We start from the raw sequence: 14344 nt of genomic DNA, 5'->3' as shown, positions 1-14344 counted from the left end.
CAGCCCGCCGGTAGGCTGGTGCAGTGACCGTTCGCCTCTACGACACCCGCGCGCAGGCGCTGCGCGATTTCGCGCCGCGCGACCCGTCGAACGTCACGGTCTACGTCTGCGGTCCGACGGTCCAGTCGGGGCCCCACATCGGCCATGTCCGGGCCGCTGTCGGGTTCGACATCCTGCGTCGCTGGCTCGAGTACCGTCACGGGCGGGTGACTTTCGTCCGCAACGTCACCGACATCGACGACAAGATCCTCGCCAATGCGACGGATGCCGAGCCCTGGTGGGCGCTCGCCTACCGGATCGAGCTCGAGTTCACTCGCGCTTATGCGGCGGTCCGCGTGCTCGCGCCGACGTACGAGCCGCGCGCCACGGCATCCGTTCCGCAGATGATCGAGCTCATCGAGACCCTCATCGAGCGCGGCCACGCCTATGCGGCGCCGGACGGATCGGGAGACGTGTACTTCGATGTGCGGTCGTGGCCCGATTACGGCTCGTTGACGCGCCAGTCGCTTGACGCGATGGAGGCCGCGGCGGACGCCGACCCGCGAGGCAAGCGCGATCCGCGCGACTTCGCCCTGTGGAAGGGCGCCAAGCCCGAAGAGCCGTCGGACGCCGCCTGGAGCTCCCCCTGGGGACTCGGCCGTCCCGGCTGGCACATCGAGTGCTCGGCGATGAGCCGGCGCTACCTCGGCGGCGAGTTCGACATCCACGGCGGCGGGCTCGACCTGCGCTTCCCGCACCACGAGAACGAGCTCGCGCAGTCCACCGCCGCGGGTGACGCCTTCGCGCGCTACTGGGTTCACAACGGCCTCGTCACGGTCGGCGATCAGAAGATGTCGAAGTCGCTCGGCAACTTCCTGCTCGCCGACGATGTGCTGCGTGAGCACGACCCCCGCGTCGTGCGATACGCGCTCGGAGCCGCCCACTACCGATCGAGCCTCGACCTGACCTCACAGAGTTTCGATGAGGCGGAGGCGGCGGTCGCCCGCATCCAGGCGTTCCTGCAGCGCGCCGCGCGCGTGCTTCCCGACGCATCAGCGCCTCGCGACGTCGAACTTCCCGCCGCCTTCGCCTCGGCGATGGACGACGATCTCGCCGTCCCGCAGGCGCTCGCCGTGCTGCATGAGACGGTTCGGGCGGGCAACACCGCTCTCGACGCGGGCGATCGAGACGCAGTGGCGCATGCCGTCGCAGCCGTCTCGGGAATGCTCGCTGTGCTCGGACTCGACGCCGCCGGCGAGGCGCGCGGCGACGACGCCGAGACCATCGCTCTCGATGCGCTCGTGCGCACCATGATCGACCAGCGCGCCGAGGCGCGCGCCACCAAGGACTGGGCGACGGCCGACCGCATCCGCGACGCGATCGCGGCGGCCGGCATCGTCCTCGAAGACGGTCCCGAGGGGACCCATTGGAGTGTGAACCGTGGCTAAGCCAGGAAACCCGTCCGCCGGACGCGGCAAGAAGAAGGGCCCCACCAAGGGCACCGGCGGCAAGAACCGTCGCTCGCTCGAGGGGCGCGGCCCGACCCCCAAGGCCGAAGACCGCGCCTGGCACCCCGCCGGTAAGCGCAAGGCCGCCCAGGAGCGCTACGTCGCTGCCGGCGGCAAGCCGCAGCAGCGCCAAGGCAGCTCGAACCGCGCGCCCAAGTCGAAGTCGGGTGACGACACCGAGACGGTCACCGGCCGCAACAGCGTCCTCGAGGCGCTGCGCGCCAAGATCCCCGCCACCGCCTTCTACATCGCGCAGCGCGTCGAGATGGACGACCGCGTCAAGGAGATGCTGTCGATCGCCACGAACCGCGGCATCCCCGTGCTCGAGGTCACGCGGCAGGAACTCGACCGCATGGCCGGGTTCGACGGCGTGCACCAGGGCGTCGCGATCAAGGTGCCTCCGTACGAGTACGGCCACCCGCAGGATCTTCTCGAGCAGGTCATCGACTCGGGCGAGACGCCGCTGCTGGTCGCGCTCGACGGCGTCACCGACCCCCGCAACCTCGGGGCGATCATGCGCTCGGCGGCCGCCTTCGGCAGCCAGGGCGTCATCGTGCCGCAGCGCCGCTCGGCGGGCGTCAACTCGGCCGCCTGGAAGACCAGCGCCGGCGCGGCCGCGCGCATCCCGGTCGTGATCGCACCGAACCTGACGACCACGCTGAAGGAGTTCAAGAAGCAGGGCGTCTTCGTGCTCGGTCTCGACGGCGGGGGAGATGTCGCGCTGCCGGCACTGCAGCTGGCCGACCGCCCGGTCGTCATCGTCGTGGGCTCGGAGGGCAAGGGTCTTTCGCGTCTGGTGACGGAGACGTGCGATCAGGTCGTCTCGATCCCCATCTCGTCGGCGACCGAGTCGCTCAACGCCGGCATCGCGGCGTCCGTCGCGCTCTACCAGGTCGCCACGATCCGCGCCGCCCAGGAGTGATCGCGGTGACGCCGGCTGTGACCGAGCGATGACCTTCCTGTAAATTCCGGGCGGTCCATCAGAGACGACCCCGCGGGATGACGATCCAGCGGGTAGTTTCGAAGCGTGAGCGAGAACGACAACACCTCCGGCTCCCGCACGATCATCGCGACCCACCCGCTGGCGCTCGCGCCGGTGAGCTCGCCTCCGGCCACGGTCGACGGTTTCGTGCGTGAGTTCCTGCTGAACCTCAACATGGAGCGCGGCGTCGCGCTGTCGGCGGCCACCGAGACCGACAAGTACATGGCGCTCGCGGCGACCGTCCGCGATTACCTCGTCGCGCGGTGGCTCGAAGATCAGCGACGTCAGCGCGAGGACCAGCGGAAGGCCGTCTGCTACCTGTCGGCGGAGTACCTGCTCGGGCGCCAGCTCGACAACAACCTGCTCGCGTCGGGGCTCACCGACATCGCCACCGAAGCACTGGCCGCGTGCGGCATCGACATCGACACGATGCGTGCCCACGAGGTCGAGCCGGGCCTCGGCAACGGCGGTCTCGGGCGACTGGCCGCGTGCTTCGTCGACTCGCTGGCCACCCTCAGCGTGCCGAGTATCGGCTACGGCATCCGCTACGAATACGGCATCTTCCGGCAGGTGTTCCGGGGCGGCGAGCAGATCGAGAAGCCGGATGCCTGGCTCGCACTCGGCTCGCCGTGGGAGTTCCGTCACCCCGAAGCGGCGCAGACCGTGTCGTTCGCGGGTCACACCGAGACCTACGACGATGACGGCGTCATCCGCAGCCGGTGGGTGCCGGCCTGGAGCGTCCGTGCCGTGCCCTACAACTACATGGTCCCCGGCTACCAGAACGGTCGGGTGAACACCCTCCGCCTCTGGAGCGCCGAGGCGACGAAGGCCTTCGACCTGCGCACCTTCAACAGCGGCGACTACGTCGAGGCGGTGCGCGCGCAGACCTTCGCCGAGAACATCTCGAAGGTCCTCTACCCCGAGGACTCCACTCCGCAGGGCAAGGAGCTGCGCCTGCAGCAGCAGTACTTCTTCGTCGCGGCATCCATCGCCGACTACATGACGAAGGTGCTGCCTGAGGACTTCGATCTCGAGGATCTGCCCGACCGCGTCATCTTCCAGCTCAACGACACCCACCCCGTCATCGCCGTCCCCGAGATGATGCGCGTGCTGGTCGACGAGCGGAAGCTCGACTGGGATGCCGCGTGGGCGATCACCCAGAAGTGCTTCGCCTACACCTGCCACACCCTGCTGCCCGAGGCGCTCGAGGTCTGGTCGGTCGATCTGCTCGGACGCCTGCTGCCGCGGCATCTCGAGATCATCTACCGCATCAACGACGAGTTCCTGCTGCGTGTGCGCGAGCGGTTCGGCGACGACGAGCAGCGTCTGCGCGACATGTCGATCGTCTCCGAGCACCGGGCCGTGCGCATGGCCTACCTCGCGACGGTCGCCGGGGCGAAGGTGAACGGCGTCGCCGAGCTGCACTCGCAGCTGCTGCGCGAGAAGGTGCTGCATCAGTTCGACGAGATGATGCCCGAGAAGTTCACGAACGTCACGAACGGCGTCACGCCGCGCCGATTCATGCGGCTGGCGAACCCGAAGCTCTCCGAGCTCATCACGGCCGCGCTCGGCACGGGCTGGCTCACCGACCTCGAGCGGTTGCGTGAACTCGAGTCGTACGCGGAGGACCCGGACTTCCGCGCTGCCTTCGCCGACGTGAAGGCCGCGAACAAGCGGCGCCTCAACGACGTTCTGATGAAGCGCGACGGCTTCGAGATCGCCGACGACCATCTGCTGGACGTCATGGTCAAGCGGCTGCACGAGTACAAGCGTCAGACGCTGAAGCTGCTGCACATCGTCACCCTCTACGAGCGTGTCGTGTCGGGCCGAGTGGCGGTATCCGACCTGCAGCCGCGCACCTTCATCTTCGGCGCGAAGGCGGCTCCCGGCTACGCGATGGCCAAGCGTGTGATCCATCTCATCAACGCGGTTGGCGCAGTCGTCAACAACGACCCGCGCCTCGAGGGGCGCCTCAAGGTCGTCTTCCCGCCGAACTACAACGTCACCCTTGCCGAGCGGGTCATCCCCGCCGCCGACCTGTCGGAGCAGATCTCGCTGGCCGGCAAGGAGGCTTCGGGCACGGGCAACATGAAGTTCGCCCTGAACGGCGCGCTCACCATAGGCACCGATGACGGCGCGAACGTGGAGATCCGTGAGCTCGTCGGTGACGACAACTTCTTCCTGTTCGGCATGAGCGAGCCCGAGGTCGAGGAACTCTGGGCCGCCGGCTATCGGCCGGGAGAGTTCGCCCAGGCTGACGACGAGCTGCGCCGTGCCCTGGACCTGATCGGGTCGGGCGCGTTCTCGGAGGGCGACCGCTCGACCTTCGAGCCCGTCGTGTCGAACCTGCTCTACGACGACCGGTTCATGGTGCTGGCCGACTACACGTCGTACATCGCGGCGCAGGAGCGGGTGGATGCCGCCTACGCCGACCGCGATGCCTGGACCCGTTCGGCCATCCTGAACGTCGCCCGCACGGGTTTCTTCTCGTCGGACCGCTCCATCCGCGACTACATCGACCGTATCTGGCACACCCAGCCCGCTCGCTGACTCGCCACACGCGCGGACCGCGGTCTGCGCTCGACACCCAACGGAGGTAACAGTCATGGCACGCATCGCTGTCATCGGAGGCACCGGCTACGCCGGCAGCCACATCGTCGAGGAAGCCGTGTCGCGCGGCCACACCGTGGTCTCGGTCGCCCGCAAGGTTCCCGCTGAGCGCGTCGAGGGTGCGACCTACCTCGAAGGCACCCTGCTCGACGTGCCGGCGCTCGTCGGTCAGCTCGAGGGCGTCGATGTCGTGGTCTCCGCCGTCGCGCCGCGCGGCGACATGCAGGGCCAGGTGCGCCCGAACACGGCGCTGCTGGTCGAGAGTCTTCCCGAGAACGTGCGCGTCGGCGTGGTCGGCGGCGCGGGTGGCAGCCTCGTCGCGCCGGGCGGTCCGCGCCTGATCGACAGCGGCTTCCCCGAGGAGTTCAAGGACGAGGCGCTCGAGGCGATCGGCATCCTCGACGACCTGCAGGCCGACGAGAGCGGTCGCGACTGGTTCTTCATCCATCCCGCCGGCGGCTTCGGCTCATTCAACCCGGGCGAGCGCACCGGACACTATCGCGACGGTGGAGACGTGCTCGTGACCGACGAGAACGGCGACTCGTTCATCTCGGGCGCCGACTTCGCCATCGCGGTCGTCGACGAGATCGAGAACCCGAAGCACGTCCGCGAGCGCTTCACTGTCGGCTACTGACCGGCGGCACCCCCTCGGAGCGCGGGCGACCTGGCGCTCAGACCAGGTCGCGCCAGTCGACCTCCGCCTCGTCGTCGTCGACCGGGACGGAGTCGGTGACGATCGGCACCGACATCGTCTCGGTCGGCGGCCCCATGACGGTCGCCTCGTCGCGCCGGTGACGGAGCACGTTCTCGACGTACGACGACAGCACCTCCGCGAGGGGAACGGACCGCCCCTCGGTCTGCGAGAGGTACCAGCGGTGCTCGAGCACCTGATGGAAGAGCTCCGCCGGTTCGAGCTTGGCGCGCAGGTCCCACGGCACCGAGAGGACGACGGGCTCGAACACGCGGGTGAGCCACTCGTGCGCGACCATCTCCTCGTTCGACCCGAGGCGTGACACACGCGCGCTGAACTCATCGAGGTCGTTGAGCAGGCGGCGGGCCTGGTTCTCCTCGACATCCAGTCCCGTCAGGCGGAGCAGGCGACGCTGGTGGTGGCCGGCGTCGACGACCTTCGGTTGGATCGATACGCGTGTGCCGTCGGCGGCCGCGTCGATCGACATCTCGCCGATGTCGAACCCGAGCGAGTTGAGCTTCTGGACGCGCTCGGTGATGCGCCACGACTCGTTCGCCGAGAACGTCTCCTGGTCGGTGAGGGCCGCCCACAGCGAGTGGTACGACGACATGATGCCGTCGGCGATCGCGATGGCGTCCACACCGCCTTCGAGGCGGCCACCGGCTTCGAGGTCCATGATCTCGCCGGCGATGTTCGTGCGTGCGATGTCGAGGTCGTGCATCCGCTGACCGCGCGTGAGGCCCCGCTCATGCAGCTCGCCGGTCTCGGCGTCGACCAAGTACGCGGCGAACGCGCCGGCGTCGCGGCGGAAGAGCGTGTTCGACAGGGAGACGTCGCCCCAGAAGAAGCCGACGTTGTGCAGGCGCACGAGGAGCACGGCGAGGGCGTCGACGAGACGGGTCGCCGTGTCGGGACGCAGCACCTGGGTGAAGAGGGCGCGGTAGGGGAGGGAGAACTTCAGGTGGGCCGTGACGAGGGCAGCGGGCAGTTCCTCGCCGTTCTCGTCGCGACGTCCGTCGATGACTGCGACGCGCTCGACGCAGGGCACGTCGAGGCGCTGCAGCGAGCCGAGCATCTCGTACTCGCGCCGAGCCATCGTCGCCGTCGTCTCCTTGATCGCCACGACGCGTCCGGACAGGTTCGCGAAGCGCACGAGGTGACGCGAGATGCCCTTGGGAAGGTAGACGATGTCGGGCGTCGACCAATCGGCGAGGGTCGTCGACCAGGGGAGGGCGAGCAGACCCGGGTCGACGCTGCTGGCGGTGATCGAGAGCGAGGCGGTCACGGATTCTCCGATCGGATGTGAGGCGCAAAGACTGCGGCGCGGGCGACCAGAGGCCACCCGCGCCGCAGCGTACGAAGATACCGGATCAGGCCGAAGCGATGGCCTTGTCGGTGAGGCGCTCGCCGGTCTCGCCGTCGAACACGTGGACGTGTCCGGTGACGGGGGCGAGGACGACCCGGTCGCCCGCGTTCGGGTGACGGCGGCCGTCGACGCGCGCGACGATGTCGGTGCGCTTGCCGTTGATGTCGGTGTGGCCGTAGAGGTAGCCGTCAGCGCCGAGCTCCTCGACCAGGTCGACGTCGACGGTCAGGCCCTGGCCGTCCTCGGGGTTGACGATGATGTCCTCGGGGCGGATGCCGATCGTGACCGTCGAGCCGTGAGCCTTGCCGAGCGTGTCGGCCTCGACCGCGGCGACCTTGGTGCCGAACTGCACACCGCCCTCGGCGAGCGACGCCGTGAACAGGTTCATGGCGGGCGAGCCGATGAAGCCGGCGACGAAGACGTTGTTCGGCTTCTCGTACAGGTCGCGCGGCGTGCCGACCTGCTGCAGGATGCCGTCCTTGAGGACCGCGATGCGGTCACCCATGGTGAGGGCCTCGGTCTGGTCGTGCGTGACGTAGACCGTGGTGACCCCGAGGCTGCGCTGCAGCGAAGCGATCTGGGTGCGCGTCTGGACTCGGAGCTTGGCGTCGAGGTTCGACAGCGGCTCGTCCATGAGGAACACCTGGGGCTTGCGGACGATGGCGCGGCCCATCGCGACGCGCTGACGCTGACCACCCGAGAGGGCCTTCGGCTTGCGGGTCAGGTACTCCTCGAGGTCGAGGAGCTTGGCGGCCTCGAGCACGCGCTGCGCGCGCTCTTCCTTGCCGACGCCGGCGATCTTGAGCGCGAAGCCCATGTTCTCGGCGACCGTCATGTGCGGGTAGAGCGCGTAGTTCTGGAAGACCATCGCGATGTCGCGGTCCTTCGGGGGAACGTCGGTGACGTCGCGCTCACCGATGCGGATGCTGCCCGAGTTGACCTCTTCGAGGCCGGCGAGCATGCGCAGCGAGGTGGACTTTCCGCAACCGGAGGGGCCGACCAGGACGAGGAACTCGCCGTCGCCCACTTCGAGGTTGAGCTTGTCGACCGCGGGGCGCGTGCCACCGGGGTACAGACGGGTTGCGTTGTCGAAAGTGACAGTCGCCATCGTTTCTTCTCCTTCACCGGCAGGTACGTGCCGGACGATCCGTTGTGAATGGAACGGGGTCGCCCCCGTACGCCCCTCATCGGGCGCGCTCTCAGTATGGCACGGGCGCGGGCGTGCGGGAGACAACGCATTCCGGGTGGTGCTCTGGGCTTTCCCAGGCTGGCTGATTACCATCGAGTGACCCGTGAGGCCCGCCGCGAGTCGCCCCGCGCGGCCTCATCCTTACTTCTGTTCCCCGAGGTTCCATGTCTTCTGACGACACTCCTGACGCTCCCGAATCGCCGGCAGTCATCGACCGTCGCGAGGCGGTGCGCGAGAAGGCGCTGCAGGTTCACACCCGGCAGTCGCGTGCGCGCATCGCGCGTCGCTCGGGTCTCGGGGTGCTCGCCGTCGGAGTCGTGGCAGCCGCAGCGGTGGCAGTCACCATGACCGTCTCGAGCGCCGGCAGCAAGCCGCAGCTCGAGCCCGCCACCGCGTCGGGCGACGGCTTCGTCGTCGCCGACGTCGTCAATACCTCGGTCTCCACCGACATCGCCGCCGAGACCGACGCGTCCGCGCCTGCCGAGCCCGCCCCGGATGCCGCGGCCGCGACTCCCGCCGAGGGCCTTCCTGCTCCGACCTCCACGACGGCACCGCCCGTCGAGATCCGGGTCTACGTCGACTACCTCTCCGCCGGCGCGCGCGAGTGGCAGGTCGCCAATGCGCAGCAGCTGACCTCGTGGGTCGACGACGGTGCGGTCACGCTCAGCTACTACCCGGTCGCGATGCTGACGGCGAAGTCGAACGGGACGAAGTACTCGCTCCGCGCGGCCAGTGCTGCAGCCTGCGTTGCGACGAACGCGCCCGACGCCTTCTTCGCGTTCAACAACGAACTGCTGACGCGTCAGCCCGAGGTCGACTCCGACGGCTACTCCGACACCGAGCTCGCCAACATGGCGCAGGCTTCCGGCGTCGACTCGACCCGCGTGGTCCGCGACTGCATCGAGTCGGGCTCGTACGCCGCATGGGCGAAGTCGGCGACCGAGCGCGCCGTCGCCGGCATCCCTGACACGAATGGGCTGGCGCTGACCGGAACACCGATGGTGCTCGTCAACGGCAAGCAGTACATCGGCGACCTGAGCGACCCGGCCGAGTTCTCGCAGTTCGTGCTGACGACCGCGAGCGACGCGTACTACAAGTCCGCGCCCACCCCGACTCCGACCCCGACCGAGGCGCCCGCGTCCTGACGGGCCGCCTGCGGCCGCCGACGTTTCGGCGCCGCTCGCGTCCGTCGCTAGACTGGACGCCTTGCCGACTTGGCGCAATTGGTAGCGCACCGTACTTGTAATACGGGGGTTACGGGTTCAAGTCCCGTAGTCGGCTCCGTAATGTCAGCTCAGCTCGTGGGGATCCGTCCCATCACGTCGCGTGCGAGTTCCGCGGCGGTCGTCTTGGTGACGAGCGTGCCGTCGACGATCACCCATAATCCGTCGCTCAATGCATATGCCAGGACACTCCCGATGCCGTCTTCGACATCGCGGTGGAAGACATCGACACGCGAGAAGCTCTCGTAGGTGTACTCGTTCGAGGCCGTGAGCGCGGTCCGCAGCTCCTGCTCTACCTGAGGCTCGAGAAGGGCGACTTCCACGTTCACGACTCCGTCCGACATCGGAATACCCCAGCCGCAGCTCGTCGTTTCGCGAGCGCCCTCATATGCGGCGCGAGCCAGCGGGCCGGGCAGAGCTTCGGCGCTCCACGCGATGGTGGAGAGAGGGCCGATTCGGGCGTCATCGTTAGCCGCTGCACGCACCTGCTCGGTGGTCAGCATCTCAGCGCACGACGGTACGGAGACGACCCTGGGCGTCGGCGCCGCCGTTGGCGTCGACGGCGCGGGTTCAGCCGTCTGCTGCGGAGCTTGCGATGGAGGAGGCGTCGTCGTGAGCCTCGTCTCCTCGTCGGGAGTATTCGCCGTGCACCCTGTCGCTGCGAGAAGGAGGGCTAGCGAGAGCAGGCTGAGGCGGCGCAGACGATGGCGGGGCTTCATGTCTCGCAACGCTATCGCAACGCCTCGGCTCAGTAGCCCTCGAGATCGGGGTCCCAGTCGTCCGTGTCGATCGGCGTCATCGGCTGCGCCTGTCCGGCGGGGCGCCGATAGGGGTAGTGCGGGTTCATCCGGAGCAGGGTGGCACCGGTCGAGAAGTCCGGTTCGTCTCCGTGCCACGGAGCGGGCTCGGACATGATCGCGATGCCGGGGCCGAGGATGAGGTCGACGCTGCTGTCCGCGGAATCGCCACTCGCGACGGGAATCGTCACCCGCTCGGAGTGCGCAAGGTTGGCGAGGGCGACGTTGAGTCGGAGCAACACGTCGGCGACGTCGTCCGTCGTGAGGACGACGCCCGTTCCGTAGTGGATCCGACGCACCGGACAATTGTCGTCGGGTGGCGAAAGTATGCAAGGTGGCTTGCGCGAGCGGGGGAGCGCGACGCATCATTTGCACCCTCGGCGCGGTCTCCCGACGCCCGACGGGCGCGGTACATTTTGGTCAGCCGCTCGGACGCTCAGGCGTCAGAGGAGCCCCGGTCCGGGGCGGGTCGGGACCGCTGCTCGAGAGGGAGAACCATGGGACATCTGATCTACGGTGTCGCACCGGCCATCAACATCGACGACTGGGCGCTGCAGCATCTCCGTGCGGTCATCGTCACCAAGCTCCGTCGCGACGAGAGCTTCGTCTTCACATGGGGCAGCGAGCCGGACACGCATGGTGACGACGCGGCCGCGGGGCAGGAAGGCGAGTACGGAAGCGTCTGGATCTCACGCGCCTCCTCGCTGTACTTCAGCTTCACCGAAGCGCCGACGGGGACCCTCAACCGGCGGTGGCTCGTGGTTCTCAATGAGGCGGCGAACAGCGCGGCCGGGTTGCGGTTGGTCCCGGAGCCGCCCGGCGACTGAGTCCTCAGGCCGCCCGGTTGGCGATGAACGCGGCGGACTTGGACTGCAGGAACGAGCACAGAGCGGACACCATCGCGAGCTCTGAAGAGAGTTCGAAGGCGCGGCCCGCGTCGAGCTTGACGTCCTGCTCGCGCGCTTCGAACGTGATCGCCCAGTGCGTCGACCCGACGGGCTCGGGCTGCAGGTAGGTCACGGTGCCGGCGTTCACCAGGTCGAGGCCGATGAGGCCGGTGTCGTGGCCCCCGGTGCCGTCCTGAGGCATGACCCGCAGCCGCTCGCTGATCGGGTAACCGAGCTCAGCGAACTCGGCCAGCCAGGCCTCCAGTGTTTCCTTCGTGCGAAACGGCATGCGCTCCTCCAATGGCACCCGGCAAAACACCCTGTCGTGTTGCCAGCGCTCATTATCACCTGAGCTCGCGACCGTTCCCGACGCCCGCGCCCGCGGCGTTCGCTTCGATGCTCGCCTCTACTGAAACGGGATCAGCACGTCGCGTTCCACAGCTCCGTGCCACACTGCGGCAGGCATCAGATGATGTCGATCGCTCCGCCGAAATCGTCGTTCCACGACGTGAGGTCGTCGGTGTCGGCTGTCGGTCCTGGCTCAGGCGCGAGCCGGGGATAGTCGGGATGAAGCTGCAGCCAGCCGACGGCATCCTCGAAATCCGGCTCCGGGATGTCGATGGCGGCGGGCCGGGACAGGATGTGGATGCCCGTCCCGATCACGAGGTCGACCTGCGCGGGTTCCTCCGATCCCGGCTCGATTGCGAGGATGGTGACGACTTCACTTCCCGATGTGGCGGCGACGCTCGCGGTCAGAGCCAGCAGCGCGCGGGCGACGGCGTCGCTGGTGATGAAAGTCTCGCCCCCGTACTTCACGTAACGCATCGCCGTGCACGATGCCACCTCACCCCGCGATGCGGCACGGGGTTGCCAACTCGCGCTCGGCGGGCTAACCGCGCCTGTGGTCGCTCCGACGCGTGACGGCGTTGCGCCAGACGACCGTGTTGAGCTCGCCGGCGGGGCTCATCCAATGCACCACCACGACGCGGTCGTTCCATCCGTGTGCGACAGCCGCGACCCGTTCGGCCGGCTTGTGCGGCCACGACACCCATGCCCACACCGTGGGCCGCTCCGCCGGCCACTCGAGCGGGTCGGGGCCGTAGGCCTGCATCGGGATCGTGCACGGCGGGATGCGCATGAGGACCCGCTCGGTGCGCTCGTCGGCACGGCGATCGATCGCATCGGCGTAGCGCTTGTTGGTCCCCACAGGCCGGGTTCTCCTCTCCCGGCCCGAAGACTGTCATGGCCCGACGACATCCCGACGAGATGGCGCGCGGACGCGTCGTCAGTGCTTGCGGATGTTGACGAGCTGCCAGCCCTCCGGCACCTGCGCGAAAAGCGCCTGCCGGTCATCGGCCTCGATGTCGCGCAAACCGTCGCGCCGCTGATACGTCGCGGTCGCCTTCAGCTCTGTGCTGCCCTTGATCATCTGGACGGGAGCCGACACGAGGTCGAAGCCCTCCGGCGCGGCAGCCTGCGCCTGATCGCGGATCTCCTCGAGCGAGTGCCCGGCAAGCTCGACGGTGGTGTTCTCGACACGACGAATGGTGCCCACGTACATGGGACAAGCCTAAGCGTCGCGTCAGTGCAGCCCGATCATGTCGGCACGATCGTGCATCGTCACGGCATCGCGACCGCCGCGACCGCGAGGGGTCGGCTCCGGGGTCAGGTACAGACCGCTCCCGGAATTCGCGACGGCGGTGAGCGCCTCGAGCCAGTCGCGGTTGAGCTGCGGCGAACGGTGACCGTGGTACTTGAATACCAGGTCGGCGTTCTGATGGATCCAGACCGACCGCCGCCCGTCGCCGATGCTCACGTCGTCGCGCCACGTGAAGAAGAAGCACTCGTTGCGCCGCAGCTTCGACCCGATCACCTGCTGCAGGTGCGCGAGCGCGCGGTCCTCGATCTCGACTTTGGTGTTGCCGTTGCCATAGATGAATCGCCCCATGATGGTCCCCGAGAAGAACGATTCGCGGGTCGGCCGCCGCACCGAGGGGGGATGTGCGACGTGCGGACCAGACCCGCGAACCGTTCCCCGTTCTCCTTCTCCACGGTCCCGGTTCGTCCTGCGAGCGTCAAGAGGGGGCGGATGCAGTGCTCGCGGGTTCGTGGCGTGCGGCGCTCCTGATGCACTATTGACCGAGTGACCGATCAGACTCGACCCCCGGCTCTGCCGCTCGGAGCGGCGATCGCCGCGACGGTGTTCATCGGCGTCCTCACCGCCGTTCAAGCGCGCATCAACGGCGCGCTCGGCGCAGCGATCGGTGACGGGTTCGTCGCGGCATCCATCTCGTTCGGAAGCGGGCTGGTGCTCATCCTCGCGATCACCCTGCTGGCTCCCAGCGGGCGGCGGGGACTCCGTCTCCTGATCGCGGGGGCGGGGCGCGGCATCCCGATCTGGATGCTGCTGGGCGGCCTCGCGGGCGCCGTCACGGTCGCCACGCAGGGACTCACCGTCGCCACGATCGGAGTCGCGCTCTTCACCGTCGGGTTGGTCGCCGGCCAGACGGCGGGCGGACTGGTGCTCGACCGCGTCGGGTACGGACCCGCCGGGGTGGTCGCCGTGACCGTGCCCCGCCTGGTCGGGGGACTGCTCGCGATCGTCGGCGTTGTGCTGTGCGCGCTCGGTCAGCGGGGTGAGCCGGTCGCGTGGTGGATGCTGGCGCTGCCGCTCATCGCCGGAGCCGGCATCGCCTGGCAGCAGGGCACCAACGGGCGCCTGCGCCAGGAGCTCGGCAGCCCGTTGTCGACGACGGTCGTGAACTTCACGGGCGGGTCCGTCGCGCTCGGCATCGCGGCTGCGGTGAGCGTGACCCGCAATGGAATGCCCGCGGCGCTGCCGTCGGAGCCCTGGATGTACCTGGGCGGCGCGATGGGGGTCGTCTACATCGTCATCTCGGCCGCGCTGGTGAAGCGCACCGGGGTACTGCTCCTGGGCCTCGGATCGGTCGTGGGGCTGCTCGCCGCATCGATCGTCCTCGATGCGATCGCGCCCCCTCCGGCCGGACCGTCGCTGCTGGCCGCCACGGTCGCGGCCGGTGTGGCCTTCGTCGGCGTCGTCATCGCCGTCGTACCCTGGCGGCGCCGAGTCCGCTGAGGTGTGATGAGCGCG

Annotated in this window: 16 protein-coding genes and 1 tRNA gene; 8 read left to right on the top strand and 9 right to left on the bottom strand. The window is 68.6% G+C overall.

Annotation, left to right across the window (positions count from 1 at the left end; genetic code table 11):
• Positions 1 to 23 precede the first annotated feature (23 nt).
• From cysS to ACI2K6_RS11335, 4 genes are all read left to right on the top strand, one after another.
• Positions 24 to 1427 (top strand): cysteine--tRNA ligase, encoded by a 1404-nt coding sequence (gene cysS, locus ACI2K6_RS11350; protein ID WP_404568662.1) that lies wholly within the window; start codon positions 24 to 26, stop codon positions 1425 to 1427.
• On the top strand, positions 1420 to 2409 hold the full coding sequence (gene rlmB, locus ACI2K6_RS11345) for a 23S rRNA (guanosine(2251)-2'-O)-methyltransferase RlmB (protein ID WP_274178664.1): 990 nt from the start codon (positions 1420 to 1422) through the stop codon (positions 2407 to 2409). Before cysS ends, rlmB begins: the two co-directional genes overlap by 8 nt.
• A gap of 141 nt (positions 2410 to 2550) precedes the next feature.
• A complete protein-coding gene (locus tag ACI2K6_RS11340; RefSeq protein WP_404568855.1) occupies positions 2551 to 5019 on the top strand; it encodes a glycogen/starch/alpha-glucan phosphorylase in 2469 nt (822 codons plus the stop codon).
• 55 nt (positions 5020 to 5074) lie between these two features.
• Positions 5075 to 5713, top strand: coding sequence for an NAD(P)-dependent oxidoreductase (locus ACI2K6_RS11335; protein ID WP_404568661.1), 639 nt, complete (start codon positions 5075 to 5077; stop codon positions 5711 to 5713).
• A gap of 37 nt (positions 5714 to 5750) precedes the next feature.
• On the opposite strand, the gene ACI2K6_RS11330 is transcribed toward ACI2K6_RS11335, so the two are convergent.
• A complete protein-coding gene (locus ACI2K6_RS11330) occupies positions 5751 to 7055 on the bottom strand; it encodes a DUF4032 domain-containing protein (RefSeq protein ID WP_112617117.1) in 1305 nt (434 codons plus the stop codon).
• A gap of 85 nt (positions 7056 to 7140) precedes the next feature.
• Positions 7141 to 8244: an ABC transporter ATP-binding protein gene (locus tag ACI2K6_RS11325; RefSeq protein ID WP_274178662.1), complete on the bottom strand. Its 1104-nt coding sequence runs from the start codon at positions 8242 to 8244 to the stop codon at positions 7141 to 7143.
• 245 nt (positions 8245 to 8489) lie between these two features.
• On the opposite strand from ACI2K6_RS11325, the gene ACI2K6_RS11320 reads away from it, so the two are divergent.
• Together ACI2K6_RS11320 and ACI2K6_RS11315 are read left to right on the top strand one after the other, a co-directional pair.
• Positions 8490 to 9470 carry a DsbA family protein gene (locus ACI2K6_RS11320; protein WP_378719288.1) on the top strand — a complete coding sequence of 327 codons (981 nt, stop codon included), beginning with the start codon at positions 8490 to 8492 and terminating at the stop codon, positions 9468 to 9470.
• Positions 9471 to 9533: 63 nt separating this feature from the next.
• A tRNA-Thr gene (locus ACI2K6_RS11315) sits at positions 9534 to 9606 on the top strand.
• Between the two features lie 13 nt (positions 9607 to 9619).
• On the opposite strand, the gene ACI2K6_RS11310 is transcribed toward ACI2K6_RS11315, so the two are convergent.
• Positions 9620 to 10051, bottom strand: a complete 432-nt coding sequence (locus tag ACI2K6_RS11310) for a hypothetical protein (protein ID WP_404568660.1) — start codon at positions 10049 to 10051, stop codon at positions 9620 to 9622.
• 245 nt (positions 10052 to 10296) lie between these two features.
• Complete coding sequence (locus ACI2K6_RS11305; protein ID WP_404568659.1) at positions 10297 to 10644, bottom strand: hypothetical protein; 348 nt, start codon at positions 10642 to 10644, stop codon at positions 10297 to 10299.
• Positions 10645 to 10842: 198 nt separating this feature from the next.
• On the opposite strand from ACI2K6_RS11305, the gene ACI2K6_RS11300 reads away from it, so the two are divergent.
• On the top strand, positions 10843 to 11172 hold the full coding sequence (locus ACI2K6_RS11300; protein WP_274178658.1) for a hypothetical protein: 330 nt from the start codon (positions 10843 to 10845) through the stop codon (positions 11170 to 11172).
• 4 nt (positions 11173 to 11176) lie between these two features.
• Here the strand turns inward: ACI2K6_RS11300 and ACI2K6_RS11295 are convergent, their stop codons facing one another.
• From ACI2K6_RS11295 to ACI2K6_RS11275, 5 genes are all read right to left on the bottom strand, one after another.
• The gene (locus ACI2K6_RS11295) at positions 11177 to 11521 is read right to left on the bottom strand and encodes a hypothetical protein (RefSeq protein WP_404568658.1); all 345 of its coding nucleotides are present in this window, start codon (positions 11519 to 11521) and stop codon (positions 11177 to 11179) included.
• A 176-nt stretch (positions 11522 to 11697) separates the two neighbouring features.
• A complete protein-coding gene (locus ACI2K6_RS11290; RefSeq protein ID WP_274178656.1) occupies positions 11698 to 12057 on the bottom strand; it encodes a hypothetical protein in 360 nt (119 codons plus the stop codon).
• A 64-nt stretch (positions 12058 to 12121) separates the two neighbouring features.
• Entirely contained in the window at positions 12122 to 12439 is a 318-nt protein-coding gene (locus ACI2K6_RS11285) for a hypothetical protein (protein ID WP_274178655.1), read from the bottom strand.
• 78 nt (positions 12440 to 12517) lie between these two features.
• Positions 12518 to 12793: a hypothetical protein gene (locus ACI2K6_RS11280; protein WP_112617109.1), complete on the bottom strand. Its 276-nt coding sequence runs from the start codon at positions 12791 to 12793 to the stop codon at positions 12518 to 12520.
• A 21-nt stretch (positions 12794 to 12814) separates the two neighbouring features.
• Positions 12815 to 13180 carry an ATP-dependent DNA ligase gene (locus ACI2K6_RS11275; RefSeq protein WP_282501161.1) on the bottom strand — a complete coding sequence of 122 codons (366 nt, stop codon included), beginning with the start codon at positions 13178 to 13180 and terminating at the stop codon, positions 12815 to 12817.
• Positions 13181 to 13375: 195 nt separating this feature from the next.
• Between ACI2K6_RS11275 and ACI2K6_RS11270 the strand changes: the two genes are divergently transcribed.
• The gene (locus tag ACI2K6_RS11270) at positions 13376 to 14329 is read left to right on the top strand and encodes a DMT family transporter (RefSeq protein WP_282501160.1); all 954 of its coding nucleotides are present in this window, start codon (positions 13376 to 13378) and stop codon (positions 14327 to 14329) included.
• Positions 14330 to 14344 lie beyond the last annotated feature (15 nt).

The organism is Microbacterium sp. NPDC006705 (assembly GCF_044903545.1).
Lineage (GTDB): Bacteria > Actinomycetota > Actinomycetes > Actinomycetales > Microbacteriaceae > Microbacterium > Microbacterium plantarum.
The sequence above is the reverse complement of the archived record's forward strand: the minus strand, read 5'-3'. Positions and strand labels throughout refer to the sequence as shown.

Coding starts and splice junctions, on each gene's coding strand:
- ACI2K6_RS11335 (WP_404568661.1), top strand. CDS start 5,075: ATGGCACGCATCGCTGTCATCGGAGGCACCGGCTACGCCGGCAGCCAC.
- ACI2K6_RS11325 (WP_274178662.1), bottom strand. CDS start 8,244: ATGGCGACTGTCACTTTCGACAACGCAACCCGTCTGTACCCCGGTGGC.
- ACI2K6_RS11320 (WP_378719288.1), top strand. CDS start 8,490: ATGTCTTCTGACGACACTCCTGACGCTCCCGAATCGCCGGCAGTCATC.
- ACI2K6_RS11310 (WP_404568660.1), bottom strand. CDS start 10,051: ATGCTGACCACCGAGCAGGTGCGTGCAGCGGCTAACGATGACGCCCGA.
- ACI2K6_RS11300 (WP_274178658.1), top strand. CDS start 10,843: ATGGGACATCTGATCTACGGTGTCGCACCGGCCATCAACATCGACGAC.
- ACI2K6_RS11295 (WP_404568658.1), bottom strand. CDS start 11,521: ATGCCGTTTCGCACGAAGGAAACACTGGAGGCCTGGCTGGCCGAGTTC.
- ACI2K6_RS11290 (WP_274178656.1), bottom strand. CDS start 12,057: ATGCGTTACGTGAAGTACGGGGGCGAGACTTTCATCACCAGCGACGCC.
- ACI2K6_RS11280 (WP_112617109.1), bottom strand. CDS start 12,793: ATGTACGTGGGCACCATTCGTCGTGTCGAGAACACCACCGTCGAGCTT.
- ACI2K6_RS11275 (WP_282501161.1), bottom strand. CDS start 13,180: ATGGGGCGATTCATCTATGGCAACGGCAACACCAAAGTCGAGATCGAG.